This is a genomic window from Mycobacterium sp. NGS24, assembly GCF_059813065.1.
Map to the genome: position 1 here is coordinate 47,227 of NZ_JCALDW010000025.1, position 25,683 is coordinate 72,909.

A 25,683-nucleotide genomic window follows, 5' to 3' on the forward strand; every position below is an offset into this window, starting at 1 on the left:
GCCCGAGAGCGGCGCCACGGTTCAGGGGTGCTGACTGGAGACCGAAATCACTTCCCCGGTCAGGTAACTCGAGTAGTCGCTGGCCAGGAATGCGATGGTGGCGGCCACCTCCCACGGCTCCGCAGCGCGCCCGAATGCCTCCCCGGCGGACAGCCGGTCCAGCAGTTCCACAGACGACGTCCTGTCCAGGAACTTGTGCCGCGCAATGCTGGGCGAGACCGCATTGATCCGCACTCCGTACTCGGCGGCTTCGATTGCGCTGCAACGGGTTAACGCCATGACACCGGCTTTCGCGGCGGCGTAGTGCGACTGCGAGTGCTGCGCCCGCCAGCCCAACACGCTGGCATTGTTGACGATCACGCCACCGTGGTCCGCGTCGCGGAAGTACCGCAACGCCGCCCGGGTGGCGCGGAACACCGACGTCAGCGATACGTCCAGGACGCGGTCCCATTCCTCGTCGGTCATATCGGCCACCGGCGTCTGACCACCCAGTCCGGCGTTGTTCACCAGCACATCGAGCCGACCGAATCGCGCTGTCGCCGTGGTGATCAGCGCGTCGACCTGCGCGGTGGACGTCACGTCGCACACGACATGCTCGACCCGGCCCAGCCCCAGCGCCGTCAACTCGTCCGCTGTCTCACCCAGGCGCCGTTCGTGGTGATCGGAGACCAGCACGTCGGCGTCCTCGACGAGTGCCCGGCGCGCGGTGGACGATCCGATGCCGGTGCCGGCAGCGGCGGTCACCACCACGACCTTGCCGTCCAGCAGTCCGTGTCCGGCAATCTCTTTCGGCGCTTCGGCCAAGCTCACCCTTTAACCTCCCGAGGCAGGCCGAGCACCCGCTCGGCGATGATGTTGCGCTGGATCTCGTTGGATCCGCCGTAAATGGTGTCGGCGCGGGTGAACAGATACAACCGCTGCCACTCGTCGAAATCACCGTCGGCCAGGGTCAGTCCCGGCTTGCCCAGCACATCCATCGCCAGCTCACCCAGGCTGCGATGCCAGTTGGCCCACAACAACTTCGACACGTTGTCCTGACCGGGCTGCTCCACATCCATGGTGGCCAGGGCGTAGGAACGCATGGCCCGCAGCCCGGTCCAGGCCCGGGTCAGCCGTTCCCGGATGAACGGGTCGTCCACCGCACCGGTGCGCTGTGCGAGCTCCGCCACATTCGAAAGCTCTCGGGCATAGACGATCTGCTGACCCAGCGTGGAAACGCCACGCTCGAAAGTGAGCGTTCCCATCGCGACCCGCCACCCGTCGCCGGGCTTACCAACCACCAGCGACGCCTCGGTGCGGGCGTCGTCGAAGAACACTTCGTTGAACTCCGCGGTGCCGGTGATCTGGATGATTGGCCGCACCTCCACACCGGGCTGATCCAACGGCACCAGCAGATACGACAACCCGGCGTGGCGTTTGGAGCCTTTCTCGGTGCGGGCCACCACGAAACACCACTGCGACAAGTGCGCCAGTGAGGTCCAGACCTTCTGGCCGTTGATCACCCAGTGGTCGCCGTCCAGCTCGGCGGTGGTCGCGACGTTGGCGAGATCGCTGCCGGCGCCCGGCTCGGAGTAACCCTGACACCACAATTCGGTGACGTCGAGGATGCGCGGCAGGAAGCGTTGCTGCTGCTCGGGAGTGCCGAACGCGATCAGGGTCGGACCCAGCAGTTCCTCGCCGAAGTGATTGACCTTGTCCGGGGCGTTGGCCAGCGCGTACTCCTCGTAGAACGCCACCCGGTGCGCGGTCGACAGTCCCCGGCCCCCGTGTTCGACCGGCCAGCCCAGACATGTCAGGCCCGCCGCGGCCAGATGCTGGTTCCAGGCTCGGCGTTCCTCGAACGCTTCGTGTTCGCGTCCCGGACCGCCGAGTCCCTTGAGTGCTGCGAATTCGCCGACCAGATTGTCGGCGAGCCACTGCCGTGCCTCGGCCCGGAACTCTTCGACGTCCTGCATAACCTGTAGGCTAACCTACCAAGCACTTGCTTTGTTAGCCTGGCGACGCAGCCCGCGATGCGGCCGTGTGCTGAGCAGGCGGGCAATCGATACAGGAGCGTCGATGACCAGCGATCCCCGGACCATACCGGCGGCGCTGGACGACCTTGCCCGCCGCTACCCCGATCACGACGCGCTGATCACCGACGACCGCAGCTTCACCGCGACCGCCCTGCGGGACGAAGTGCGCCGGGCGGCCGCGGCACTGGTGACCCTGGGTGTGGCACCGAAGGACCGGGTAGCCATCTGGTCGCCCAATACCTGGCACTGGGTGGTGGCCTGCCTGGCCATTCACCACGTCGGCGCCGCGATGGTGCCGCTGAACACGCGCTACACCGCCGAGGAAGCCACCGACATACTGGCCCGCACCGACGCTCCGGTGTTGTTCGCCGCCGGCCGCTTCCTGGGCACTGACCGAACCGCGGATCTCGATCGTGCGGCACTGCCCGCGCTGCGTCACATCGTGCGCATCGGGATCGACGAGTCCGACGGCACCTGGGCGGAATTCGTCGCCCACGGTGACGACCCCGCGGCGGTCCGCGAGGCAGCCGGGCGTGCCTCGGCCGTCACACCCGACGACGTCAGCGACATCCTGTTCACCTCCGGGACCACCGGCCGCAGCAAAGGTGTGCTGTGCGCGCACCGGCAGTCGCTGGCGGCATCGGCAGCGTGGGCGGCCAACGGCAAGATCACCAGCGCGGACCGCTATCTGTGCATCAACCCGTTCTTCCACAACTTCGGCTACAAGGCGGGCATCCTGGCCTGTCTGCAGACCGGCGCGACGCTGATCCCGCACCTGACCTTCGATCCGCTGCGCACGCTGCAGGCCATCGAGCGGCACCGCATCACCGTGTTGCCCGGGCCGCCGACCATCTATCAGGTGCTGCTCGACCACCCGGCCCGCGCCGACTACGACCTGAGTTCGCTGCGGTTCGCGGTGACCGGCGCGGCGACCGTTCCGGTGGTGCTGGTGGAACGCATGCAGTCCGAACTCGACATCGACATCGTGCTGACCGCGTACGGCCTGACCGAAGCCAACGGCATGGGCACCGCCTGCCGGCCTGAGGACGACGCGGTGACCGTGGCGACCACCTGTGGGCGCCCGTTCGCCGACTTCGAGCTACGCATCGACGACAGCGGTGAAGTGTTGCTGCGCGGTCCCAACGTGATGCTGGGCTACCTCGACGATCCGACGGCGACCGCGGCCGCGATCGACGCCGACGGCTGGCTGCACACCGGCGACATCGGCACCGTTGATGACGCCGGCAACCTGCGCATCACCGACCGGCTCAAGGACATGTACATCTGTGGCGGGTTCAACGTCTATCCGGCCGAAGTCGAACAGGTGTTGGCCCGCATGGACGGGATCGCCGACGCCGCCGTCATCGGGATCCCTGACCGGCGACTCGGTGAGGTGGGCCGCGCCTTCGTTGTGACGCGGCCCGGTGCCGATCTGGATGAGGAGTCGGTAATCGCCTACACCCGTGCGCATTTGGCGAATTTCAAAATACCGCGCTCGGTGCGGTTCGTCGACGCGTTGCCGCGCAACCCAGGCGGCAAGGTGGTCAAACCACAACTGCGAGAGATGACGTGATGGATCTAGAACTGGACGAACAGACCCAGGAGTTTCAGGCCGAGGTGCGCGATTTCCTGGCCGCCAACCGCGACTCGATCCCGACGAAGTCCTACGACAACGCCGAAGGCTTTGCCCAACATCGCATTTGGGACAAAGTGCTGTTCGATGCCGGTTTGTCGGTGATCACCTGGCCGGAGAAGTACGGCGGCCGCGACGCCCCACTGCTGCACTGGGTCGTCTACGAGGAAGAGTACTTCCGGGCCGGAGCACCCGGCCGGGCCAGCGCCAACGGCACCTCGATGCTGGCACCCACGCTGTTCTCGCACGGCACCGCAGCGCAGCTGGACCGCATTCTGCCGAAAATGGCCAGCGGCGAACAGATCTGGGCACAAGCCTGGTCCGAGCCCGAGTCCGGCAGCGACCTCGCGTCGTTGCGGTCGACCGCGACGCGGACCGACGGCGGCTGGTTGCTCAACGGGCAGAAGATCTGGAGCTCCCGCGCGCCGTTCGCCGAGATGGGATTCGGATTGTTCCGCTCCGATCCGCAATCCCAGCGCCATCAAGGGCTGACCTACTTCATGTTCGACCTCAAGGCCGCGGGCGTGACGGTACGCCCGATCGTCCAACTGGGTGGTGACACCGGATTCGGCGAGATCTTCCTCGACGACGTTTTCGTTGCCGACGAGGACGTGATCGGCACGCCCAACGACGGCTGGCGCGTCGCGATGAGCACCTCGAGCAACGAACGGGGCATGTCGCTGCGCAGCCCGGCCCGGTTCCTGGCCGCCGCCGAACGGCTGGTGCAGCTGTGGAAGGAGAGCGGCGCACCACCGGAGTTCGCCGACCGGGTCGCCGACGGCTGGATCAAGGCGCAGGCCTACCGGCTGCAGACTTTCGGCACCGTCACCCGGCTGGCCGCGGGAGGCGAACTGGGCGCGGAGTCGTCTGTCACCAAGGTGTTCTGGTCCGACCTGGACGTGCAACTGCACCAGACCGCACTCGATCTGCGCGCCGCCGACGGCGAACTGGCCGGACCGTGGACCGAAGGCCTGTTGTTCGCCCTCGGCGGCCCGATCTACGCCGGCACCAACGAGATTCAGCGCAACATCATCTCCGAACGCCTGCTCGGCCTGCCTCGAGAAAAGAAGGGGTAGAAACGCCAATGGAATTCATCCTCGACGAACAGCAGCGTGACTTCGCCGCGAGCATCGACGCCGCCCTGGGCGCCGCGGACCTCCCGGGCGCGGTGCGCGCCTGGGCCGCAGGCGATGCCAAACCCGGCTTGAAGGTGTGGGAGCAACTGGCCAACATCGGCGTCACCGCGCTGATGGTGCCGGAGAAGTACGACGGCATCGACGCATCGCCGGTCGATCTGGTGGTGGCGTGTGAGCGCCTCGGACGCTGGTGTGTGCCCGGCCCGGTCACCGAATCCATCGCCGTCGCACCGGTATTGCTTGCCTGCGATGCTCAAGCCGAGCGCTCCGCCCGGCTGGCCGCCGGCGAGTTGATCGCCACCGTCGCGCTGCCGCCACAGGTGCCGCGGGCGGTCGACGCCGACGTCGCCGAGCTGGTGCTGATGGTGGACCAAGACGTCAGCGAAGCGACCCCCGGCGGACGCCACGAGTCCGTGGACCCCAGCCGTCGCTTGTTCGACGTCACGGCCACCGGGGACGCCTGGCCGGCGGATGTCGACCGGGCCTTCGAGTTCGGCGCGCTGGCCACCGCGGCGCAGCTGGTCGGTGCGGCTGAGGCGTTGCTGGCCGGCAGCGTGGACTACGCCAAACAGCGGTCCCAGTTCGGCCGTGTGATCGGCTCGTATCAGGCGATCAAGCACAAGCTTGCCGACGTGCACATCGCGGTCGAACTGGCCCGGCCGCTGGTGTACGGCGCGGCGCTGTCGATGCAGCCCCGCGACGTCAGCGCGGCCAAAGCGGCAGCGGCCGAGGCTGGTCTGCTGGCCGCACGCTCGGCGTTGCAGACCCACGGTGCCATCGGTTTCACTCAGGAGCACGACCTATCGCTGTTGTTGTTGCGGGTGCAGGCGTTGCGATCGGCCTGGGGTACACCGCGATCGCACCGGCGACGAGTGCTGGAGGCGTTATGACCGAAGAACGCGAGATGTTGCGCGACACCGTCGCCGCACTGGTGGGCAAGCACGCCGGCCCGGCCGCCGTGCGGGCGGCGATCGAGTCCGAACGAGGTTACGACGAGTCGCTGTGGCAGTTGTTGTGCGAGCAGGTCGGCGCAGCCGCGCTGGTCGTCCCGGACGAACTCGGCGGCGCGGGCGGCGAACTGGCGGATGCCGCCACGGTGCTGCAGGAGCTGGGCCGCGCGCTGGTGCCGTCCCCGCTGTGGGGTACCACCCTGGCCGAGCTCGCGCTGCTGGCCGCGGCAGAACCCGATGCCGAGACGCTGGCGGCGCTGGCCGACGGCAGCTCGATCGGGGCGCTGGTGCTCGACCCGGACTACGTGGTCAACGGTGACGTCGCCGACGTCGTCGTGGCCGCCGCCGACGGCCGGGTGAGCAGGTGGACCGAGTTCAGCGCGGAACCGGTGACGACCATGGATCTGACTCGCCGACTGGCGCGCCTGACCCCCACGGACACCGCCGACCTGGGTGCCGATCCGGGTCTGGCGGACTTCGCGGCCATTCTGCTGGCGGCCGAGCAGATCGGTGCTGCCGAGCGGTGTCTGGACCTGACCGTCGAATATGCCAAGAGCCGCGTGCAATTCGGCCGCCCGATCGGCAGCTTCCAGGCGCTCAAGCACCGGATGGCGGACCTGTACGTCACCGTCGCCGCCGCGAAGGCCGTCGTCAACGAGGCATGCGACCAGCCCACACCCGTCAATGCCGCCACGGCCAGACTGGCCGCGACCGAGGCGCTGAACATGGTGGCGGCCGAGGCTATTCAGCTGCACGGTGGGATCGCGATCACCTGGGAACACGATATGCATCTGTACTTCAAACGCGCCCACGGCAGTGCGCAGTTGCTGAGCACTACGCGAGACATTCTGCGCGGCTTGGAATCCGAAGTTCTGCCGGCATCGTGACCCGGCACGTCGCGCTGCGCGCAGGCATCCCACCGTTCTACGTGATGGATGTCTGGCTGGCGGCCGCCGAGCGCCAGCGCACGCACGGCGACCTGGTGAATCTGTCGGCCGGCCAACCCAGCGTGGGTGCCCCGGAACCGGTGCGCGCCGCGGCCGCCGCGGCCTTGCATCGCAACCAGTTGGGTTACACCGTTGCGCTGGGCATTCCCGAGCTGCGGGCCGCGATAGCGGCAGATTATCAAGTGCGTCACGGTATTTCGGTTGAGCCGGATGCGGTGATCGTCACCACGGGATCCTCGGGTGGCTTCCTGCTGGCGTTTCTGGCCTGCTTCGACGTGGGCGACCGGGTCGCGATGGCCGGTCCCGGGTACCCTTGCTACCGAAACATCCTGTCGGCGTTGGGATGTGAAGTGGTCGAGATCCCGTGCGGACCCGAGACCCGGTTCCAGCCCACTGCCCAGATGCTGGCCGCGCTGGACCCGCCGGTGCAGGGCGTCATCGTCGCCAGTCCGGCCAACCCGACCGGCACCGTGATCCCGCCGGAGGAACTCGCGGCGATCGCATCCTGGTGTGACGACACCGGCGTGCGGTTGATCAGTGACGAGGTCTACCACGGGTTGGTGTACGACGGGGCGCCGCAGACCAGTTCGGCCTGGCAGACCTCGCGAAATGCCGTGGTGGTCAACAGTTTCTCCAAGTACTACGCGATGACGGGCTGGCGGTTGGGCTGGCTGCTGGTGCCGGCCGAACTGCGCCGCGCAGTCGACTGTCTGACCGGCAACTTCAGCATCTGCCCGCCGGTGTTGTCGCAGACCGCCGCGGTGTCGGCGTTCACCCCGGAATCGACCGCTGAGGCCGAGACGAATCTGCAGCACTATGCGGTGAACCGCGCGCTGCTGCTCGACGGACTGCGCGGCATCGGCCTCGACCGGCTGGCCCCGACCGACGGTGCGTTCTACGTCTACGCCGACGTCTCCGACTTCACTGCCGACTCGCTGCGGTTCTGTTCGAAATTGTTGAGCGACACCGGTGTTGCGATCGCACCGGGTATCGACTTCGACCCGGCACGGGGCAGCTCCTTCGTCCGGCTGTCGTTCGCCGGACCGACCGGCGACGTCGAAGAGGCGTTACGCCGGCTCGGTTCGTGGCTCCCGCGCCAGTAGCGCGTCGATGCGGGCCTCGAGAGCGGCCCGGTCCAGGTCGCCGAGGTTGATCCCGAAATCGGCGGCGAGGGTGTCCACCACCGCTGCCGCGTCGTCGAGGTCGATCTTCTCGGTGCCGCCGGGCCGGTGGATGACCAGCGTGCGCCCGCCCAGGTTCATCCGCCCCTCCTCGGTGACTCGGGCCGCCATCAAGTCGGTGACGAAGTGCGACGACGGATGCGTCGAGACATACCAGCTTCCGACCGTCAGATCGATCGGCGGCCGGGTCTTCGTGGCGAACTCGTACAACGGCTGCCACTCGTCGCGCAGCCGGGCCGCCAGGACGAGTCCGTCGCCGCCGTCCTGCAGACGGTACGGCTCGTGCCTGGTCTGCTGCGCACCGCCGGTCAGCAACCGCAGCGGCGAGGTGGGCGTCTGGCCACCGAAGCCGACATCGACGAGGTAGGGGCCGGCGCAGCCGGGGAAGGTCACCGCCAGGACGGTGTGGGACTGCGCCGGGATCGGGGCGTCCGGAGCCCTCATCCAAATCACCCGTCCGGTCAGGCGGCGCACCTTGAAACCCAGGTCGGCCAACACATATCCCAGCAAGCCGTTGTGCTCGTAGCAGTAACCGCCGCGACGCCGGTGGACGAGCTTGTCAGCCAGTGCCGCGGGGCTCAGGTCGTCCACGGGCACACCCAGGAACGGATCCAGGTTCTCGAACGGGATTGCCCGGGTGTGGGAGGCGATCAACCGTTCGAGGACCTCCAGGGTCGGCTCAGCAGCGCCGCGGTAGTCGATGCGCTCGAAGTACGCGGTCAGATCCAGTGCCATGCCGCCATTGTGGCCCCCACGACCCTCCCGGGCGATAGTTGCCGGAACGGTACCTACGCAAGGAACTGGTTCGCTACTGTTGACCTCGCGCATCATCCAACGCCGCGAAGGGGAAACGCCGAGATATGCCTGAAGACTCCCCTACCGAGGGCGCGGCAGCCAGCGGGATCGTTGCGGAGTTGGCAGCGGCCGGCTTCGAAGACGCGCAGCAGGTCGGACGCGGCGGCGCCGGTGTCATCTACCGCTGTTCGGAGACGGCGTTGGGAAGAAGCGTTGCGGTCAAAGTGCTGCCGTCTTCCTTCGACCAGGAGAGTCAGGAACGCTTCCTGCGCGAGGGCTACGCGATGGGCGGATTGTCCGGCCACCCGAATATCGTCCACATCCTGCGGGTAGGGGTCACCACCAGCAACCGGCCCTACATCGTAATGCCCTATCACGCCGCGGATTCCCTGGCGGTACGTTTGCACAACGAGGGTGCGACTCCGTGGCCCGAGGCGCTGCGGATCGGTGTAAAGCTCTGCGGGGCACTGGAAACCGCCCACCGCAACGGCACGTTGCACCGCGACATCAAGCCGGCGAACGTGCTGATCAACGATTACGGCGAACCGCAACTGAGCGATTTCGGCATCGCCCGTATCGAGGGTGGCTACGAGACCGCAACGGGATTCTTCTCCGGCACCATCGACTACACCGCGCCAGAGGTGATGACCGGCAACCAGGCGACCGTCGTCTCCGATGTCTATTCGCTCGGCGCCACCATCTTCGCGCTGATCGCAGGCAATGCCGCACACGAGCGCAGGAAGGGCGAAGACCTCATCGCCCAGTATCTGCGCATCAGTTCCAGCGGCGTCCCGGATCTGCGCCCCGAAGGAATCCCCGACTCGGTGTGCGCGGCGATAGAGCACGCAATGTCGATCGAGCCCGCGAAACGCCCGTCGTCGGCGGAGGCGTTCGGACGCGAGTTGCAAGCCGCGCAGCGCGCCAACGGCCTGAAGCCCGACGCGATGGCCATCACCAGCGCGCCGGACGGTACCGGGCGCACCGCAATACTGACCCCGGGCGTGTCGGTGACCCCGCCGGGCGCGACCGGCGATACCCGGCAGACTCCGCCGCCCAGCCCGGACACGTCGAACATGCATTCGCCGACCCGGCAGATCCCACGCCAGGACGGGCCGACGTCGTTCATCGGTCAGCCCCCCACATCCCAGGGCGACCCTGGCCGGGACGAGTTTTCCGAGGCCGCGCAGGTGCTGCGGACCGCGAACGCCGCACCTGCCCAACCGCCGGCCGGCACCGGCGGCACGCCGCCACCACACCGCCCTGAACCGGCCGGCACGGCGGGACGATTCGGGCCGCCGGGTTCCAACAAGCGCCGCCTGCTGATAGCGGCCGCGGTTGCCGCGGCGTTGCTGTTGGTCGCCGGCATCGTCCTGATCGCGCTTCCCCAGGCCGAGAAACACGAGAACGCGTCGTCCCACCCGCCGACCCAGGCGCCGGTGCAGTGGAAATCGATCACCAATGCGCGCATCGCGCGCGATGCCGCAGCGACCACGCAGTCCGACGGCACGATATGGATCTTCGGCGGCGTCGGCAGCAACGGCACGGTCACCGCCCGGCACGAGGGTTACGACCCGGCCGTCGACGAATGGAAGGGTGGCGACGACCTTCCCGTCCCGATTCAGCGTGCCTCGGCAGTGACCTGGCAGGGCAATCCGGTGATACTTGGCGGCTGGAAGACGACGGGCGCGAAACCCGTTGCCAGCGACCAGGTTTGGCGTGTAGTCAACAGCCACTGGGTGGAGCTGCCGCGGATGTTGCAGCCCAGGGCGGCCGCGGCCGCGGTAGTGATCGGCGACCGCATCATCGTCGCCGGCGGTGTGGACGCCAACGGCGCACTGGTGAGCACCACCGAGATTTTCGACGGCAACTCCTGGATCCTGGGCACCCCCCTTCCGACGCCGCGGCAGCTGCCCGCCGCCGCCTCGGACGGCAAGCTGATGTACGTGGTCGGCGGAGCCAGTGCAGGCACCGATTCGGCCGCCGTCGAGGCCTACGACCCGGATGCCAAGACCTGGACCACGCTGCCGTCGCTGCCGCAGCCGCGGAGTGACCTGGGGGTGGCCATCGCCGATGGACGTCTGGTGGCCGCCGGCGGTTTGTCCGGTGGTCAGGTGCTCAAGAGCGTGTCCGTGTTCGACCTGACCGCCAAGTCTTGGGACAACCTGCCCGACATGGCGTCGGCCCGGCACGGCATGGCGGTCGCGGCGGTGGCCAAGACGGTGTACGCGATCGGCGGGTCGACCGACGCCACAGATCAGCAGGTGGTGTCCACGGCGGAGTCGCTGACCTTGCCGGCTCGCAAGACGCAACCCGCGGCCCAATGGCGCACCCTGCCCCCGGCCAAGAGCCCCCGGCTGATGATGGCGTGGACGGTGCTCAACGACAAGATCTGGCTGATGGGCGGCCTGTACAACGGCGGCGTGCTGACCACCGTCGAGAGTTACCAACCGAGCACCGGCGTCTGGGAAACCGGACCTCCGTTGCCGATACCGCTGCACCATGCGGCTGCGGCCACGTATCGGGGTGAGGTGATCGTGCTGGGCGGCGCGAGCGACAACATCGCGGACGCATCCAATAAGGTCTTCGCGTTGCGCGGCAACAACTGGGTCGAGTTACCCAGCCTGACCCATTCGCGGGCGGCACCGGCGGCCGCGGTGGTCGGCGACAAGCTCGTCGTGATGGGCGGGCAGAGCGCCAAGCAGTTGGTGCCCCAGACCGAGGTCTTCGACGGTACGTCGTGGAAAGACTCCGCCAACATGCTGACCCCGCGCGAGCACCTGGCCGCGGTGTCGGACGGCACCTACGTCTACGCCGTCGGTGGGCGGTTCCTGTCTGCCGACAAGAATTCCGCGGCGTTGGAGCGGTTCGACCCGGCAGCCGGGAGCTGGGCCAAGCTGGTCGAGATGCCGACACCGCGCGGAAGCTACGGCGCCACGTTCATCGACGGGCGGGTGGTCGCCGTGGGCGGCGAAGAACCGACCCAGGTGCTGGCCGTCGTCGAGGCCTATGACGTGGCCGAGGCGAAATGGTCGACGCTGACCCCGATGCCGACCCCGCGGCACGGTGAGGCGGTGGCCGCGGTGGGCCACACCATCTACGTCATCGGTGGGGCGAATCGCCCCTCCCACGAAGGCGGCACCGCGACCGTCGAGGCCCTCGACTTCAATTAGCACCATTCCGGGTGCGGCGTTCGCTTGTTTTAGCTCTGTGGAATATGGGGACTCGTTACAGACGTTCGCCCACACCACCGCAGATCGATCGAGCAACGGAGCTGATCATGAGTGACAACACCGTCCGGATTGTGATCGCCGCACTGGTAATCATCGCTTTGATCGCGCTGATCGCCGCCCTCGCGGCCAGGGCCAGACGCCGCCGCCGCGTGCAGCAGGCCGAGGAGATCCGCGAGCAGGCCCGGGTGGAGACTTCGCGGGTGGAGCGGCGCGAGGCGCTCGCCGAAGAGACTGCGGCCAAGGCGCGCGCGGCGCAGGCCGAGGCGGAGGCGAAAGCCGCCGAGGCGGCCCGACTGCAGGACCGCGCCGCCGCCCACCAGAGCGAAGCGGCCACCTCGCGCGAGAAACTCGACGAGCAGTGGCAGCGCGCCGAGCAGCTGCACCCGACCGGCGGCGTAGAGCAGCCGGACGCAGCCCGCACCGATCGCACCGCGGCGACCGGTGCAGAGGCGTGGGCCGGCGAATCCGGAAATTACCAGGACGACGAGCATTTCCGTGGGGCCCGCAACTGAACTCCCCGGTCAAGTAACGCTGCTGCGAAAACTCCCTCCAAACTCCTTTCGCAGCAGCGTTACCCATGCGGCTTGACCGCCCGCCGGGACTCGGCGGCGACCTGCCGCTCGCGCGCGTACAACAACCCGTAGGTGAAGCCGTTCTCGCCGGCGGTGGTCCCTGCCGAGACCGCCATTCGACGCAGCACCCCGGTGGCCACCTCCGCGTCCTGATGATCGCCCAGTATCGACTGAATGCGCTTGTAGCGCTTGACGGTGCGCTTCGCCGACTTGTCCAACGGCCGGCACAGTTCAGCGGCGTACCGGGCCCGCTTGGCGGCCTTGCGCGCTCGGTGCAACGACTCCCCCGACCCCTGTCGCACCGCAGATGCCAGCCGGCGGTTCGCTTTACGCTGTGCCCGGCGCGCCCGCTGCTGCAGCGTCTTTGATGAAATATCTTGTGCTAGAGGTGGTTTGGCCCGCATATCGAGCAACGCCGACAGCAGGGCCGCATACCGGTCGGATTCCATCGCCTCGCGCACCCGGGTGCGGGCGGGTAGCTCGACGGCCTTGAGGTCATTGCGGATCCGTGACTTGACCGGACCCAGCACCAGCTCTGCGGGAAGCTCGTCGATTGCCGCGGCAAACCGGCCGAGCTGAACCTGGCAGTCGCGGACCTCGCCGAGCAGGCCCGCGAACCACTTCAGTTCCCCGTCCAGCTCGCCGATCGCGGAACCGTCCAGCACCTTGCTGAAGACGCGCAACGTGCTGCGCAGCCGCCGGATCGCCACCCGGGTGTCGTGGATGGGATCTGCCCCGCTGCGCAGACCGGTGTCACCGGCCAGCACCGCGTCGATCTGGGTGCTCAGATATCCGACAAGGGCGTTGGTGGCATGTTTTCCGGGCATACCCCACCGCATTTCCAGTCGCGCACCGGTCAAACCTGCGGCCGGACCGACCTCACCGACCCGGCATCGGACCCGGACCCGGACCCGGACCCACCGGACCCGCCGGGTCAGCGGCAAGGTGAGTGCCGGTCTTCGGGCCGATATCGGATACCTGCCACTTGTCGCCGGCTTTGTTGACCGTGACCTGCAGCAGGATGACCGATACCCGCGCCTTCGGATTCTGCACGTTGCGGGTGGTCTGCGCAGCGGACACCACCACCTGGTAGACCTGCCCGGGCTGGGCCACGGCGTCGGTGGCGAGTACCTCGCCGGACGATGTGACCTGCGCCTGCGTCATGATCCCCCTGAGCAGTTCGCTCGCGTTGACGTACTTGTCCTTCAACGACTGCGACACCCCATCCTCGACCGAGCGGAAGAAGGCGTCGGGGTCCTCGAAGGTGTACGTCAGCGATTTCAGCGCATAGTCCCGGGCCAGGTTGGCCGCGGCATCCCGATCGGCCGCGCTGTGCCGCATCCCGGCCAGCTGAGCGGACACCGCTCGGTACTTGTCGAAGCAGAGCCATCCGGCCACCGCCACCGCAGCGACCGCGACGACCAGCATCCACCTGCGCACTCTTCTCTGCTGCGGCTGCGGCCGCGGCCGCGCGGCGGGCACCCCCGACTCCTCGACCTCATCGGCCGTGGTGTCAGCGACGTCCTCGACGATCTCCTCGGTCACGGTACTCATCGGTGTCCTTCCGGGACGGTCACCTGAACGCGGACCGCGCCCGCATCGGTGAAAGTGGATTCCCAAATGTCGACGAAATGCCCAGCGTCGACCTTGAATCCGCGCAACGGCGCGGTCGCCGGCTCCAATGCCGCAGCGAAGGTACTCAACGGCCCCGACAACATCTCGAGGTACTGCTTGAGGTTGGCCACCAGGGTGGGAATGGGAGCGCCCGGGGCGAAGGCGCCGTCCCCGGTGTGGGCGTAGGCGTCCACATCTCGGGTCAGCCGCGCCAGTGCGAGCAACGAACCGGGCAGCAACCTGCCGCTGCGACTCAGCACGCCGCCGACATCCTGATCCCTGAGGTTGTCGGTCAGCGTCGCAAGATTGCCGAACAGCGTGGACAGCTCCTGCTTGTTCGCGCTCTCCATGTTCGCGGCCGCAGCCGCGGTGGCCGCCAGCGAGTCGACGGCGGCATCGTTACCGGCGAACGCCTCCGACACGTTGCTGACGATGGTGTTGACGTAAGTCGGATTGAGCACCGAGAGCAGCGCATTGGCCTTGTTGAGCAGATCACTGACCGTAACCGCGGCGGCCACCCGGCCGGGTGGGATCACCGTACCGTCGCTGAAGTACGGCGGGGCGAGGCGCTTGGGTGTGAAGTCGATGTACTGTTCGCCGACCAGCGACAGGTTTTGGATACTGATCCCACTGTCGGCCGGAATCGGATGATGGCGATCCAGATCAATTGACACCGTCAATCCGCTTGCGGTGGTGTGGATTCCGGCCACCCTGCCGACCCGGATGCCACGCATGGTCACCTGCGAGGTGGGCATCAGGCCACCGGAGTTGTCCAGCAACAGGGTGAGCCGGCACGGCTGGGCCGTCGGATCGGCGCCGAGCACACCGAACGTCAAATACCCCGCACCCAGCAGCGTCGCGACCGCGAGGATCGCTGAGGTGACAACGGCGTTGAACTTCATGGCAGCATCCCCATCGACTGCAGCACTGAGATCGCCTCGTCCGCGCGAGTTCTGGGGGTGACCGACACGCTGAGCCTGGGCCCACCACTGCTGTAGAACGGGATCAGGCGGTCGCGGATCAGAGCGATCATCTTGTCGGCCATGGCAGGCAAGGTGATATCGGCCGAGGCGATGGTCCGCACCGTCGGGGTGATGTAGGACAGCATCTGCAGGAGGTCGGGGGTGTTGGGGACCAACAACTGTCCCCCGTAGCGACCGAGATCCTGGGCGCAGACCAGCAGCGCAACGATGCCGGGCAACACCGCCGACATCGCTCGCAGTCGTACCGGTCCTTCGTTGATCAACCGGTCGAATGCCCCGGTGTCGGCCAGTAGTTCGGCGCTGACCCGCTGCGTCCCGGTCAGGATTTCGTCGATAGTGCCCTGGTTGGTTGCCAGGTCGTGCAGCATTGCGGCGAGTTTGTCGCGCATCCGGTCCAACTCGGCCGGGTCCTTGGAGAACGCCGTGTTGAAGTTGACGACGGATTCTTCGAGCGTGCCGAGCGAGCCGCCGGAGACCAGGGTGGACACCGATCGCAACACGTCCTCGATATTGTCGGCGGGGACGGTGTTGCGCAGCGGTATGGTGTCGCCATCGTGCAGTGCGGCAGCGGCCGGATTCTGCTCCGGTAACAGCGCAATGTAGATGTCTCCCAACACCGTTGCCTGACGCAACTCGGCCCGGGTGTTCTTCGGCACCCTGATGTTCTTGTCGAGTTCGACGTAGGCCACCGCGGTGCGGCCCACCAACCGGACCCGGTCCAGGACTCCCACCTGCACTCCGCCCAGATCGACTTTGGCTCTGGCCGGCAGATTCAGCACGCTGGAGAACTCGATCTTGATGGTGTACTTGTCCTCCGGCACAAAGGCGCCGGGCACCGGCAATCGGCTCGGGTCCAGCGAGCAACCTGGCAACAGGCCGATCACCGTGCACGCCAACACCGTCAGGATCCGCCGCTTCACGAGACCGCCGCCCCGAGCAGCAGATCGGTCAGCCCCAGAGCGGCCGCCTCGGAGGTGGCGCCGGGCGCACAGGCCACCTCAGCGCCCGGTGTCCTGCGCTGCTGCAACACGCTGCAAATGGCGTCGGCCTGTGCCGGCGACACCGACACCTGTGGTGGCAGGTAGGTGACATTGTGGGTTCCCCAGGCCGGCCGGTACTGCGTCGCAATCCAATTGGTGATCGGCGGCAGAGCGTTGATGAGACCGACGATCTGCGGGGTGTAGGCGGTGAGCACATCACGCAGCCACGGGATCAGCTTGTCTCCGATGTTGTTGTAGGCCCTGGGGCCGAACCGATTCAACGCATCGACCAATAACGGCAACGAATGCGCAAGGTGGGCCAGCGCCGTACCGAACCCGGTCGACAGACCTTCGATCATCCGCAGGCTCTCCGGCAGTGTCTGCAGCACACCGGCCAAGGTGTCCCAGTGCTGCAGCAGATCGGAGGTGAGAACCTCGCTGTTGGACAGCAATTGGCGATATTCGGCATCGGCGTGGTTGGGGTCGCCGATCAGAGTGACCAGATCGCGCAAGGTCTGGTTGATTCCCGGCCCGGTGCCCTCCAACGAGCGACTCAGCGCACCCAGACTCTCGTTGATCGCCTCAGCACCCGGCGCATGCATCGGATCCTGGCCCGGGGACGTTCCCAACACCGCACCGGCGAGTTTGTCCACGGCAGAGAAGGTTTGGCTCACGCTGATCGGTGTTTTAGTGGACTCCAGCCGGATGCACTGCGAGCCGGCGAATTTCGGCCCGGCAGCGTACGGTTTGGTGAGTTCGACGTGCCGGTCGGCGACGATCGACTGAGAATAGGTGAGCGCGCCGACGTCGGCCGGCAGGTCGAGGTCGCCCGGTACGGTGAAGTCGACCTGGACGTGGTCGGTTGTGTTGGTGATCCTGGTCACCGAACCCACATCGACGCCCAGCAGTTGCACCTTGTTCCCCGGATAAAGCCCCACGGCATCAGTGAATTCCGCGCACAACGTCCTGGTGGTGGGCGCCACCATCGTGGCGCCGGTGACGACGGCGACAACGGCCACCAGGACTACAGCGGCGGCCCCGATCCAGGCGGACTTCTTCGTCATATCAGCACCGCTTCGCCATGCTCGGCAGGCAGATGTCCGGTGCCCGCGCCACCCGGTTGCTCTGGTCCACGACGAGAGTCTTTCCTTGCAGCATCGGCAACAGGACGTTGGCGATCTGCGTCAGTCCTTCGCTGGCCTTGCCGACCCGCTCCGGGTGGCCGACCAGCGCGGTGACGATGTCGTCGATGCCGTTGACCGAGGGGGCCAGCTCGCGGTGGTAGAACACCATGACGCGGTCGATGATGCGGGTCAGTTCACCCAACAGCGTGAAGAACTCAATGATGTCGACGGACTTCGAGGTGTAGCGCTGCCCGACCAACGCGAACTGCTCGATCAGCGCGGTGAGCTGGTTCCGGCCCGCCGCGAAGGCACTGCTGGCGTCGTTGATGAAATCCATGCCGCGGTGGAAGTCACCGCTCATCTTGCTCATCGAACGGGTCAGTTCGTTGGCGGACTGCAGGATTTCCCGCAAGGCGTTGGGGTATTTGTTGGTGGCGTCGGCGAGCTCGGTGAAGGTGTCGTGGATGACCCGGCCGTTGACATCCCTGATGAAGGGCGTGACGGCCTGGATGATGTCATTTCCCTGGAACGGCGTCTTGACATGATGCGGGGGAATCACGTTGTCCCCCAACGGTTTGCTGCCCTGCGGGTCGAGAGACACGTAGTGGCCACCCAGTGGGGTCAGCAGCCGGATGTCCAGGGTGGAGTCCGAACCGATGGCCACCGAGCGCTTGATGTCGAACTTCACCTCGACCAGCGCCCGGTTCAATGCGACACTGGTGACCTTTCCGACCGGAACCCCGGCGATGCGAACCTCGTCGCCGGACCGCACCCCGCCGGAGGTGCTGGAATGCGCCGTGTACCCGGCTTGCCCGGTCGGATTGACGTAAGCCAGGCCGGTGGTGACCAGTGCCACCAGGATCGCGCAGAGGCCGACGACTCCCAGCCGTCGGGTGCGGGCTGCTTCGGCGCGATCGTCAAGCGCGCGCCGGTGACGGAACCAGAGTGCCACTATCTGCACACCACCAAATCCTGTTGCGCGAAGGACACTTCGCCGATGCCGGGGAGGTGGACCTCGCCGTTGGAGCAGGAGTAGGCGGGCCGCTGGTCGTCGACCAGGGAGTCACGCAGGCCCTGGATCAGGGTGGGCGTCAGGGACAGGCCGGCGATCACCGTCGGGGTCTGCGGGAACAACCGGGTGGCGAGCCCGTACAGCGGCGATGTCGACGCGTCGAAACCTTGTTCGGCGCTCTGCAACAGGTGCACGAGGCTGCGCATCATGGGTAGTTCGATGTCGATCGAAGTGCGGAACGCCTCGGCTTTGGCAGTGAAGGTGGTCAGCGCATCGTTGAGCGCGTCAATGAGATTGAACAGCTGCTGCGACTTGCCGCCGAGGTCTCGGGACAAATCGCTGAGGTTGCGCAGCAGCACGGTGATCACGGCCTGGCGGTTGACCGCGTACTTGGAGATGGTGTCGAGATCGCGCAACACCGGCCCGATTCCGGTCTCGTCGCCCTGGATCAACCGCAGCAGATTCTCCCCGAACTGATTGAGTTGCGCGGCGTCGAGGGTCTGGAAGACGGGGCGAAACCCGTTGAACAGCTTGGTGATGTCGAACGACGGCACGGTCTGTCCCACCGGGATGGTGGAGCCGTCGGGTAGCCGGTCGCCGGGCGTCACACCCCCCGGTGACGTCTGGACCAGTTCCACGTAACGCTGGCCCAGCAGGTTCTGGTAGCGCACCGCCGCAATGGTGTTGCGGTATAACGGGTGTTCGTCGAGTGAGCTGAAGGAGACCTGGGCATTGCGGCCGTCGAGCCGGATGGCCTCGACTTTTCCGACCTGGACCCCCGAGATGCGGACGTCGTTGCCGACGTCGAGTCCGGAGACGTCGGTGAACGTCGCCGTATAGTGCGATACCGCTCCAGTGACCGGGTTGCGCAGCGCGCTGAGCAACAGAATGGCACACACCGTGGCCACTGCGGTGAACAGCGTCACCCAGAATGCGGGTCTGGCAAGGTTTCTCATCGGCCCGGCGCCACACTGACTTCGGTGCGCAGCTTCACCTGTCCGTCGTCGATTACGAATGCGCCACCGAAGCGGTCGAGCAGCCCGGAAAGCCGGTCATAGGCGGGCGCCAGGCTGCCGGCGGCGAACGAGGCCGGGATTCCGACATTCATGATCGCGTTGACCAGCGCAGCGATCCAGGTGTTGTGTCGCGCCGACAGTTGACCGACGTCGATCAACAGCTGACCGGTCTGGGTGAAGACCCGGTTGGTGCGATCAACACCGCCGGCCGCTACCAGCGGCGTGAGCCCGTCGAGCAGGCCGGTCGTCTGACCGACCGCGGGCAGCGTGTCGTTGAGACCGCTGACGAACGACGCCAGTACCGAAAGTGATTGTGCGACAGGCATGGTCTTGGTATCGGAGATGATCCTGGCCAGGTCTGAGCCGGCCCTGGCGACCGGTTCGATGATGCCGGCGTGCCGGCGCAGCACCTCGACGACGTGCTCGAATTCGGGGGTGTCGAAGCTTCGACTCAGTTTCTGACCCTGCCGCAACAGCCCGGTGATGGAGGCAGCCTGCGCATCGACGCTCATCACCAGGGTTTGATCGGGCCGTAGCGGGGGACCATTGCCGTCGCTGACGAGTTCGACCGCTGCGGTGCCGAACACGTTCGACGAGGTGAACCTGGCTTTGGTGGCGGTGGTCAGCGCCCGGGCCTGTTGCGGGTCCAACAGCACCGTCATGCGTTGCCGGTTGTAACCGGCCGATTCCAGTTCCTTGACCGACCCGATGGCCAGGCCGTGGAACTTCACCTCGGCGCCGGGCGCCAGGCCCTCACCGATCGTGTCGGCGACAACGGTCAGCCGAAAGGTGTTGTCGTAGGCCCCGTCTGCGGTCTGGTAGAGCAGGACGCCAATGCCGGTGAACACGGCGGCGACCGCCACACCGCGGATTCGCAACGTCCGCGCAGTTGCTCCCAGCGCGATCAGTTCTCGAAATGTCATGTGCTACCCCGACAACCGTAGGCCCGGGTTGTTGCCCCAGAAGACCAGCGTCAGCACCATGTCAGCGATGACGACGGAGATCAGGCTGGCCCGGATGGCGCGACCGGATGCCTGCCCGACGCCTTCGGGCCCACCGCCGGCGTAATAGCCTTCATAGCAGTGGATGGCGACGATGAGCAGGACGAAGATCGCCGCCTTGAGCACCGACAACAGCACATCCGACGGTTGGATGAACGCGTCGAAGTAGTGGGAGTAGGTGCCCGTGGATTGGTGGTGCACGACGTTGACGACCAGCGCGCAGCACAGGTAGCTGAGCACCAGCGCCATCAGATACAGCGGAACGATGGTGATCACGCTGGCGATGACGCGTGGAGTGACCACAAACGGAATCGACTGAATGCCCTGTACCTCCAGGGCATCGATCTCCTCAGAGACCCGCATCGCGCCGATCTCGGCGGTCATCCGGGTGCCGGCCTGCGCACCGAAACCGATGGCCGCGATCATTGGCGCCATCTCCCGCGTGTTGGCGTAGGCGGAGATGAAGCCGGTCAGCGGCCCCATGCCGACCATGTCGAGCGCCGCGTAACCCTCGATCCCGACCGACGCCCCGATCGCGGCGCCCATGAAGACCAGCACCCCGACCGTTCCGCCTCCGACGATGAATGATCCGTTCCCCCAGATCATGTCGACCAGCACAACCCCGATGTGGCGGCGGTAGCGGGTGAGGGTCCGCGGGATGGCAGCCAGCGCAAGCACCACGAAGCTGGCCTGATGCCCGAGGCGCTCGAACACCGACATACTTCTGGTCGCGGCGGCCAGGGGCAACCGGACCGCGGTCGCCAATCCGTGCGGCAGGTATCTCGACGGGGTAGCCATCAGCCCACCTTCGTCGGCATGAACATGGTGACGAATTCGGTGATCACCAGATTGAGCAGGAAGACGGTGACTACGCCGAGCACCACCGCTGCGTTGACCGCGTCGGCCACCCCGCGCGGGCCACCGCTGGCCTCCAGGCCGCGCTGGCAGGAGATCAGCGTGACGATCACCCCGAAGAGCCAGGTCTTGAGCAGCGCCACCACGAGATCGGCTGTGCTGGCGAAGGATCCGAACGAAGCGATATAACTGCCCGGGGTGCCGGACTGGTACCCGACGTTGATGACGTAACCGGCCGACAGGCCCATGAAGATGATGAAGACACACAACAACGGCGCCACCAGGATCATCGCTGCCAGCCGGGGCGTGACGAGGCGCTGCACCGGGTCGATGCCCATCACCCGCAGCGCGTCCACCTCGTCGCGGATGCTGCGCGCGCCCAGGTCGGTGGTCACCGCTGCGCCGGCCGCTCCACCGAGCAGCAGCGCCGCCACGATCGGCGCGGCCTGCCGGATGACACCCAGACCGCCGGCCGCCCCGCAGATCGACGTCGCACCGACCTGCTGGATCAGGCTGCCCACCTGCACCGCGACGATGACCCCGAACGGAACCGAGATCAGCAGCGCCGGAACGGCGGTGACACTGACGATGAATGCCGCCTGCTGCAGGGTGTCTCGCCACGGGTGGCGCAGCCGGCACAGGTCGGTGAGCAGGTACCCGACGGCCTGCGCCGCCAGCTCGAAGAACCGGCCCAGGGACTGCACCGAGCCGTCAGCCTTGCCCACCACGCGGCGGGCGCCCCTGGCGAACGTGCCGAACACCGGCGAGCGACGGCGCAGCGGGGACGCCGGGGGCCGGGGCGGCACCGTCAGCACTTGCGCACTAGCGACCACCGGCCGTCTCCTTCCGCACGCCGGCCCGGGCAGTCCGGCAGGCAGCTGAAAAAGGCATGACAAATCCCCGATCACATGGATGCATTGGGAGGGCTGGACGATTGTTGTTGAGTTCGCAGAGTACACACCAGGCATTACTAATGCGAGCCTTCTTTTCAATTTTTTTGCGGTGTAAAGCAGCTCGACAAGCACCGCGCGAATGCGGCTGTCAAACTTCTTTACAAAAGCCGCAGTCGGCGCCGGTGAACACCGCTGAGTCAACACGGAAAGATTGGTCGATTAATTTGCTTCGAACCATGGTGGAGAGGTGGTAGCGGGGTTTACGCTGCGCTACACATTTAGCGGTCCCCGAAATTGGAGGTTGTCGTCATGGTGGATCCGGCCCCGCTCACCGCTGCCCGTCTGGCGACACCGCCGGAAGCGATGCGCAGCGAGTACGACGTGGTGATCCTCGGTTCGGGCTACGGAGGCGCGATCACCGCCGCGCGCCTGGGTGTGGCGAATGCGCGCGCCGGCCGCAAGCTCGACATCGCCGTCTTCGAGCGTGGGTCGGAGCGGCCGACCGGCACATTTCCGGAGTCGGAGAAAGCGGCGGCGGCCGAGCTGCGGTCGCCGCTGAACCCGCTCGGTCTGATCGAGCTCGAACGTTTCAAGACCATCGACGTCATTCACGCCAACGGCCTTGGCGGTACCTCACTGATCAACTTCAATGTGGCGATCGTGCCCGACCGGGAGGTCTTCCTGGCGTCGTGGCCGAAAGAGTTCCAGCGGTTGGTCGAGCGGCAGCGCGCTGGCGTGGGCGGCCTCGAAACGTATTACGGTCGGGCCCGCAAGATGCTCGGCGCCTTCCCCTACGCCGAGAATGTGCCGCTGCGCCGCGTCGAGGCGTTCACCCAGATCGCCAAGAACGCCGGCGCCCAACTGGAGCTGCTCAACATCACGGTCAGCACCGAGGACCGGGTCACCAAGTACGGCGTGCAACGCCGGCGGTGCCCCAACCACGGCGGCGACGGGACCGGTGACAACACCGGTTCGAAGAACACGTTGATGACCAACTACCTGCCAATGGCCGCCCACTACGGCGTCGAGCTGTTCGCCGGTTTCGAGGCACAGCGCATCGAGGCAACCGACGACGGACGGTGGCGGGTGATCACGCGCCGCACCGGCAACAAGGGTGCCGGTGGCGTCACCGCCGTCGTCGCGCGTCGCGTAGTGGTCTCGGCAGGCACCCTCGGCAGTAACGGAATCCTGCTCAGGTCCGCTCAGGCCGGGTTGCAGCTCTCGACGCGGGTGGGCAAGAACTTCAGTGGCAATGGCGACAACTTCGGTATCGCCTACAACACCGACATGCAGACCGACACCCAGACCTGGGCCACCACCGACGGACCACCACGCTCACTGCTGGCGTGCGGACCCAGCATCACCGCGGCGATGCGCTTCGGCGCCGACCAGTCGGACCTGCGCAAACGTTTCACCGTCCAGGACCTTTCGCTGCCGCGCGCCCTGATCGACAGCTTCCGGTTCGGGCTGATGGGGCTGGCCGCGACCAGCTACCGCGACTACCGCAAGGCCAAGCTGGAGCGGTGGCGCCGCGACATCGCGTTCAACACCGACGGGGCGATGAACCATTCGCTCGGCTTCCTGATCATGGTGCACGACAACTCCGACGGAGAGCTGGTGCTGCGCAAGAACGGCACCGTCAAGGTCGACTGGCCGGGTGCCCCCACCGAGCGCGTCTACAAGGACGTGGACGCCGTGCTGCAGCCGGCGGTGGAGGCCATCGGCGGCACCTACATCAAGAACCCGCGCTGGGACACGCGCTTTCTGGGCAAGCACCTGATCACCGCGCACCCGATGGGCGGCTGCACCACCGCCGACAACGTCGACGCCGGCGTGGTCGACCACGCCGGACGGGTGTTCCGGCCCGACGGCGGCACCTACGACGGGCTCTACGTCTGCGACGCATCGGTGATCCCGCGGGCTATCGGCGTCAACCCGTTCCTGACCATTTCGATGTTCGCCGAACGCACCGCCGAACTCATGCGCGAGGAGCTGGGCCTGCCCGGCTACGACCCGGCCGTCGAAGCCGACGACCGGGCCTGAGCCGGCCGAGGGCTAGGTCCGCAGGGCGAAGAAGCCGATCATCTCGTACCGCTCGCGGGGCAGCCGGTACAAGATCTTGCCCAGATAGGTACCGGGCACCACCTCGACCAGCTCGTCGCGGATGCTGCGGATGATGACGTAGGGGTTCTCCTTGACGTCGGCGTAGTCGATGACCATGACCTGCACGTCCGGGTCCAGCTTGCCGGCGTCCTGGTAGGTCTTGAAGTCGAAGGCGAGCTTGCCGCCGGCCGTGTCCTTCATCTTGTACAGCGGCCACAACAGCTTGGACGGCAGCTTGGCGTTGTTGGTCATGCGGTTGTCGCCGGTGCCCGCGGACAGGTCGAACCGTTTACCCTGCCACGGCATCCACAGGCTGGTCACCAACCGGGCGGCCGCATCGACGACGGCGTTGGTGGTGGTCATCACCAGGATCCCGTCGGTGGGTCCGTCCAGGTCACCGGGCGCGGTGCCGTGGCGGAAAATCGCGTCGAGTTCGGCTTCGGCGGCGGCACTGTCTGTTTTCGCCCGCTCTTTGAGGTCGACGATCCAATCCCACGCCTCCTGCGCGGCCTCCCGTTCTCGGAGTTCGCTGACGCGGCCTTCAGTTGCTTCGATTGACATGTCATACCTTTTCTGGATCGGACCTGTGGGGTCGGTTAATGCGACGTTCCGGACACCATGAACGCCGCACCACGAAAATTAAAACCCGATTTCGAAAAAGGCAATGGTGAATATTTTCTTGTCGAATACTACTGAGGAAAAGTCCAATCATTTGACACCGTATTTGATTTTCCCAAGTTTTGGGAATGGCCCGACAGGGTCTGTCAGAGCCAGGTGTCGTCGGTGGTGGTGGTGAGGAACGCTTCCAGGTCGTCACGCCATTGGGCCGGTGTGGTCTTGTCCGGTTCGATGCCGGTGTAATCGCCGCGATAGAACAACAACGGCCGCGGCTTGATCTCGGGGACCTCAGACAGCGAGTTGACCGCACCGAACACCACGAAATGGTCACCGCCGTCGTGCACGGACGCGACAGCACAATCGATGTAGGCCAGCGACCCTTCGATGATCGGAGACCCGAGCTCTGATGGGCGCCAGTCGATTCCGGCGAACTTGTCCGGCTCTTTGGAGCCGAACCGTGCCGACACGTGCTGCTGGCCCTCGGTCAGCACGTTGACGCAGAACCGTCCGCTGGCCTCGATTGCCTGCCAGGAACGCGACACCTTGGTCGGACAGAACAACACCAGCGGCGGGTCCAGCGACAGCGCCGCGAAGGACTGGCAGGCGAAGCCGATCGGCACGTCGTCGTGCACGGTGGTGATGATGGTGATGCCGGTGCAGAACTGACCCAGCACGCTGCGGAACGTTCGCGGGTCGATCGGCGCAGCGCTCACGGCTAGCTCTTGAACCCGACCGAGAAGTCGTGACCCCACAGACTCACCGCGGTGCTCTCCCGCGCGATCCAGTCGTGATCCTCGACTTGTCTTCCCTCACAACCGAATTCGACATCGAAGCCACCGGGTGTCTTCATGTAGAAGGACAGCATCAGGTCGTTGACGTGGCGGCCCAGAGTCGCCGACATCGGCACCTTTCTGCGCAATGCCCGATCCAGGCACAGCCCGACGTCGTCGGCTTCGCCCACCTCGACCATCAGGTGCACGATGCCGCTGGGGGTCTGTCCCGGCATGAACGCCAGGCTGTGATGA

24 protein-coding genes are annotated in these 25,683 nt (G+C 66.4%); 8 read left to right on the top strand and 16 right to left on the bottom strand.

Annotated features, from left to right (window positions below; all coding sequences use genetic code 11):
* Positions 1-21: 21 nt before the first annotated feature.
* On the bottom strand, positions 22-810 hold the full coding sequence (gene ipdF, locus AC5Y6Y_RS23415) for a (5R,7aS)-5-hydroxy-7a-methyl-1-oxo-2,3,5,6,7,7a-hexahydro-1H-indene-carboxyl-CoA reductase (protein WP_499930491.1): 789 nt from the start codon (positions 808-810) through the stop codon (positions 22-24).
* Positions 807-1,955: an acyl-CoA dehydrogenase IpdE1 gene (gene ipdE1, locus AC5Y6Y_RS23420; protein ID WP_473139821.1), complete on the bottom strand. Its 1,149-nt coding sequence runs from the start codon at positions 1,953-1,955 to the stop codon at positions 807-809. Before ipdE1 ends, ipdF begins: the two co-directional genes overlap by 4 nt.
* 103 nt (positions 1,956-2,058) lie before the next feature.
* Here ipdE1 and fadD3 point away from each other — a divergent pair, with 103 nt between their 5' ends.
* From fadD3 to AC5Y6Y_RS23445, 5 genes are read left to right on the top strand one after another with little or no spacing between them, the layout of a single operon-like run.
* Positions 2,059-3,588, top strand: a complete 1,530-nt coding sequence (fadD3, locus tag AC5Y6Y_RS23425) for a 3-((3aS,4S,7aS)-7a-methyl-1,5-dioxo-octahydro-1H-inden-4-yl)propanoate--CoA ligase FadD3 (protein ID WP_473139822.1) — start codon at positions 2,059-2,061, stop codon at positions 3,586-3,588.
* Complete coding sequence (locus AC5Y6Y_RS23430) at positions 3,588-4,724, top strand: acyl-CoA dehydrogenase family protein (RefSeq protein ID WP_463828600.1); 1,137 nt, start codon at positions 3,588-3,590, stop codon at positions 4,722-4,724. The genes fadD3 and AC5Y6Y_RS23430 overlap by 1 nt, the downstream gene beginning before the upstream one ends.
* 8 nt (positions 4,725-4,732) lie before the next feature.
* A complete protein-coding gene (locus AC5Y6Y_RS23435) occupies positions 4,733-5,674 on the top strand; it encodes an acyl-CoA dehydrogenase family protein (protein WP_473139823.1) in 942 nt (313 codons plus the stop codon).
* A complete protein-coding gene (gene ipdE2 / locus AC5Y6Y_RS23440) occupies positions 5,671-6,621 on the top strand; it encodes an acyl-CoA dehydrogenase IpdE2 (protein ID WP_473139824.1) in 951 nt (316 codons plus the stop codon). Before AC5Y6Y_RS23435 ends, ipdE2 begins: the two co-directional genes overlap by 4 nt.
* Positions 6,618-7,784: a pyridoxal phosphate-dependent aminotransferase gene (locus AC5Y6Y_RS23445; protein ID WP_473139825.1), complete on the top strand. Its 1,167-nt coding sequence runs from the start codon at positions 6,618-6,620 to the stop codon at positions 7,782-7,784. The genes ipdE2 and AC5Y6Y_RS23445 overlap by 4 nt, the downstream gene beginning before the upstream one ends.
* Here the strand turns inward: AC5Y6Y_RS23445 and AC5Y6Y_RS23450 are convergent.
* Positions 7,749-8,597 carry an arylamine N-acetyltransferase family protein gene (locus tag AC5Y6Y_RS23450; RefSeq protein ID WP_473139826.1) on the bottom strand — a complete coding sequence of 283 codons (849 nt, stop codon included), beginning with the start codon at positions 8,595-8,597 and terminating at the stop codon, positions 7,749-7,751. The two genes, AC5Y6Y_RS23445 and AC5Y6Y_RS23450, sit on opposite strands and share 36 nt — an antisense overlap.
* Before the next feature lie 125 nt (positions 8,598-8,722).
* On the opposite strand from AC5Y6Y_RS23450, the gene AC5Y6Y_RS23455 reads away from it, so the two are divergent.
* Together AC5Y6Y_RS23455 and AC5Y6Y_RS23460 are read left to right on the top strand one after the other, a co-directional pair.
* Positions 8,723-11,827 (top strand): Kelch repeat-containing protein, encoded by a 3,105-nt coding sequence (locus tag AC5Y6Y_RS23455; protein ID WP_473139827.1) that lies wholly within the window; start codon positions 8,723-8,725, stop codon positions 11,825-11,827.
* Positions 11,828-11,934: 107 nt separating this feature from the next.
* Positions 11,935-12,399, top strand: coding sequence for a hypothetical protein (locus tag AC5Y6Y_RS23460; RefSeq protein ID WP_463828594.1), 465 nt, complete (start codon positions 11,935-11,937; stop codon positions 12,397-12,399).
* A gap of 59 nt (positions 12,400-12,458) precedes the next feature.
* Here the strand turns inward: AC5Y6Y_RS23460 and AC5Y6Y_RS23465 are convergent, their stop codons facing one another.
* Genes AC5Y6Y_RS23465 through AC5Y6Y_RS23510 form a run of 10 tightly spaced genes read right to left on the bottom strand, consistent with a single transcriptional unit; the run spans position 12,459 to position 21,805 of the window.
* Positions 12,459-13,286, bottom strand: coding sequence for a CHAD domain-containing protein (locus AC5Y6Y_RS23465; RefSeq protein WP_473139828.1), 828 nt, complete (start codon positions 13,284-13,286; stop codon positions 12,459-12,461).
* A gap of 52 nt (positions 13,287-13,338) precedes the next feature.
* Positions 13,339-14,013, bottom strand: a complete 675-nt coding sequence (locus AC5Y6Y_RS23470; RefSeq protein WP_463828592.1) for a hypothetical protein — start codon at positions 14,011-14,013, stop codon at positions 13,339-13,341.
* A complete protein-coding gene (locus AC5Y6Y_RS23475) occupies positions 14,010-14,975 on the bottom strand; it encodes an MlaD family protein (RefSeq protein WP_463828591.1) in 966 nt (321 codons plus the stop codon). Before AC5Y6Y_RS23475 ends, AC5Y6Y_RS23470 begins: the two co-directional genes overlap by 4 nt.
* On the bottom strand, positions 14,972-15,976 hold the full coding sequence (locus AC5Y6Y_RS23480) for an MlaD family protein (protein ID WP_473139829.1): 1,005 nt from the start codon (positions 15,974-15,976) through the stop codon (positions 14,972-14,974). The genes AC5Y6Y_RS23475 and AC5Y6Y_RS23480 overlap by 4 nt, the downstream gene beginning before the upstream one ends.
* Positions 15,973-17,100, bottom strand: coding sequence for an MCE family protein (locus AC5Y6Y_RS23485; RefSeq protein WP_473139830.1), 1,128 nt, complete (start codon positions 17,098-17,100; stop codon positions 15,973-15,975). Before AC5Y6Y_RS23485 ends, AC5Y6Y_RS23480 begins: the two co-directional genes overlap by 4 nt.
* 1 nt (position 17,101) lies before the next feature.
* Positions 17,102-18,112, bottom strand: a complete 1,011-nt coding sequence (locus AC5Y6Y_RS23490) for an MlaD family protein (protein ID WP_473139831.1) — start codon at positions 18,110-18,112, stop codon at positions 17,102-17,104.
* The gene (locus AC5Y6Y_RS23495; RefSeq protein WP_473139832.1) at positions 18,112-19,128 is read right to left on the bottom strand and encodes an MlaD family protein; all 1,017 of its coding nucleotides are present in this window, start codon (positions 19,126-19,128) and stop codon (positions 18,112-18,114) included. The genes AC5Y6Y_RS23490 and AC5Y6Y_RS23495 overlap by 1 nt, the downstream gene beginning before the upstream one ends.
* Complete coding sequence (locus AC5Y6Y_RS23500) at positions 19,125-20,111, bottom strand: MlaD family protein (RefSeq protein WP_473139833.1); 987 nt, start codon at positions 20,109-20,111, stop codon at positions 19,125-19,127. Before AC5Y6Y_RS23500 ends, AC5Y6Y_RS23495 begins: the two co-directional genes overlap by 4 nt.
* 3 nt (positions 20,112-20,114) lie before the next feature.
* Complete coding sequence (locus AC5Y6Y_RS23505; RefSeq protein ID WP_463828585.1) at positions 20,115-20,987, bottom strand: MlaE family ABC transporter permease; 873 nt, start codon at positions 20,985-20,987, stop codon at positions 20,115-20,117.
* Positions 20,987-21,805 carry an MlaE family ABC transporter permease gene (locus tag AC5Y6Y_RS23510; RefSeq protein ID WP_473139913.1) on the bottom strand — a complete coding sequence of 273 codons (819 nt, stop codon included), beginning with the start codon at positions 21,803-21,805 and terminating at the stop codon, positions 20,987-20,989. Before AC5Y6Y_RS23510 ends, AC5Y6Y_RS23505 begins: the two co-directional genes overlap by 1 nt.
* A 441-nt stretch (positions 21,806-22,246) precedes the next feature.
* On the opposite strand from AC5Y6Y_RS23510, the gene AC5Y6Y_RS23515 reads away from it, so the two are divergent.
* Entirely contained in the window at positions 22,247-23,980 is a 1,734-nt protein-coding gene (locus tag AC5Y6Y_RS23515; protein ID WP_473139834.1) for a GMC oxidoreductase, read from the top strand.
* A 12-nt stretch (positions 23,981-23,992) separates the two neighbouring features.
* Here AC5Y6Y_RS23515 and AC5Y6Y_RS23520 read toward each other — a convergent pair whose 3' ends face one another.
* From AC5Y6Y_RS23520 to AC5Y6Y_RS23530, 3 genes are all read right to left on the bottom strand, one after another.
* Complete coding sequence (locus AC5Y6Y_RS23520; protein ID WP_473139835.1) at positions 23,993-24,601, bottom strand: hypothetical protein; 609 nt, start codon at positions 24,599-24,601, stop codon at positions 23,993-23,995.
* A gap of 203 nt (positions 24,602-24,804) precedes the next feature.
* On the bottom strand, positions 24,805-25,371 hold the full coding sequence (gene hsaB, locus AC5Y6Y_RS23525) for a 3-hydroxy-9,10-secoandrosta-1,3,5(10)-triene-9,17-dione monooxygenase reductase subunit (protein WP_463828582.1): 567 nt from the start codon (positions 25,369-25,371) through the stop codon (positions 24,805-24,807).
* Between the two features lie 2 nt (positions 25,372-25,373).
* On the bottom strand, positions 25,374-25,683 hold a 310-nt coding region (locus tag AC5Y6Y_RS23530; protein ID WP_499930498.1), incomplete at its 5' end, for a VOC family protein.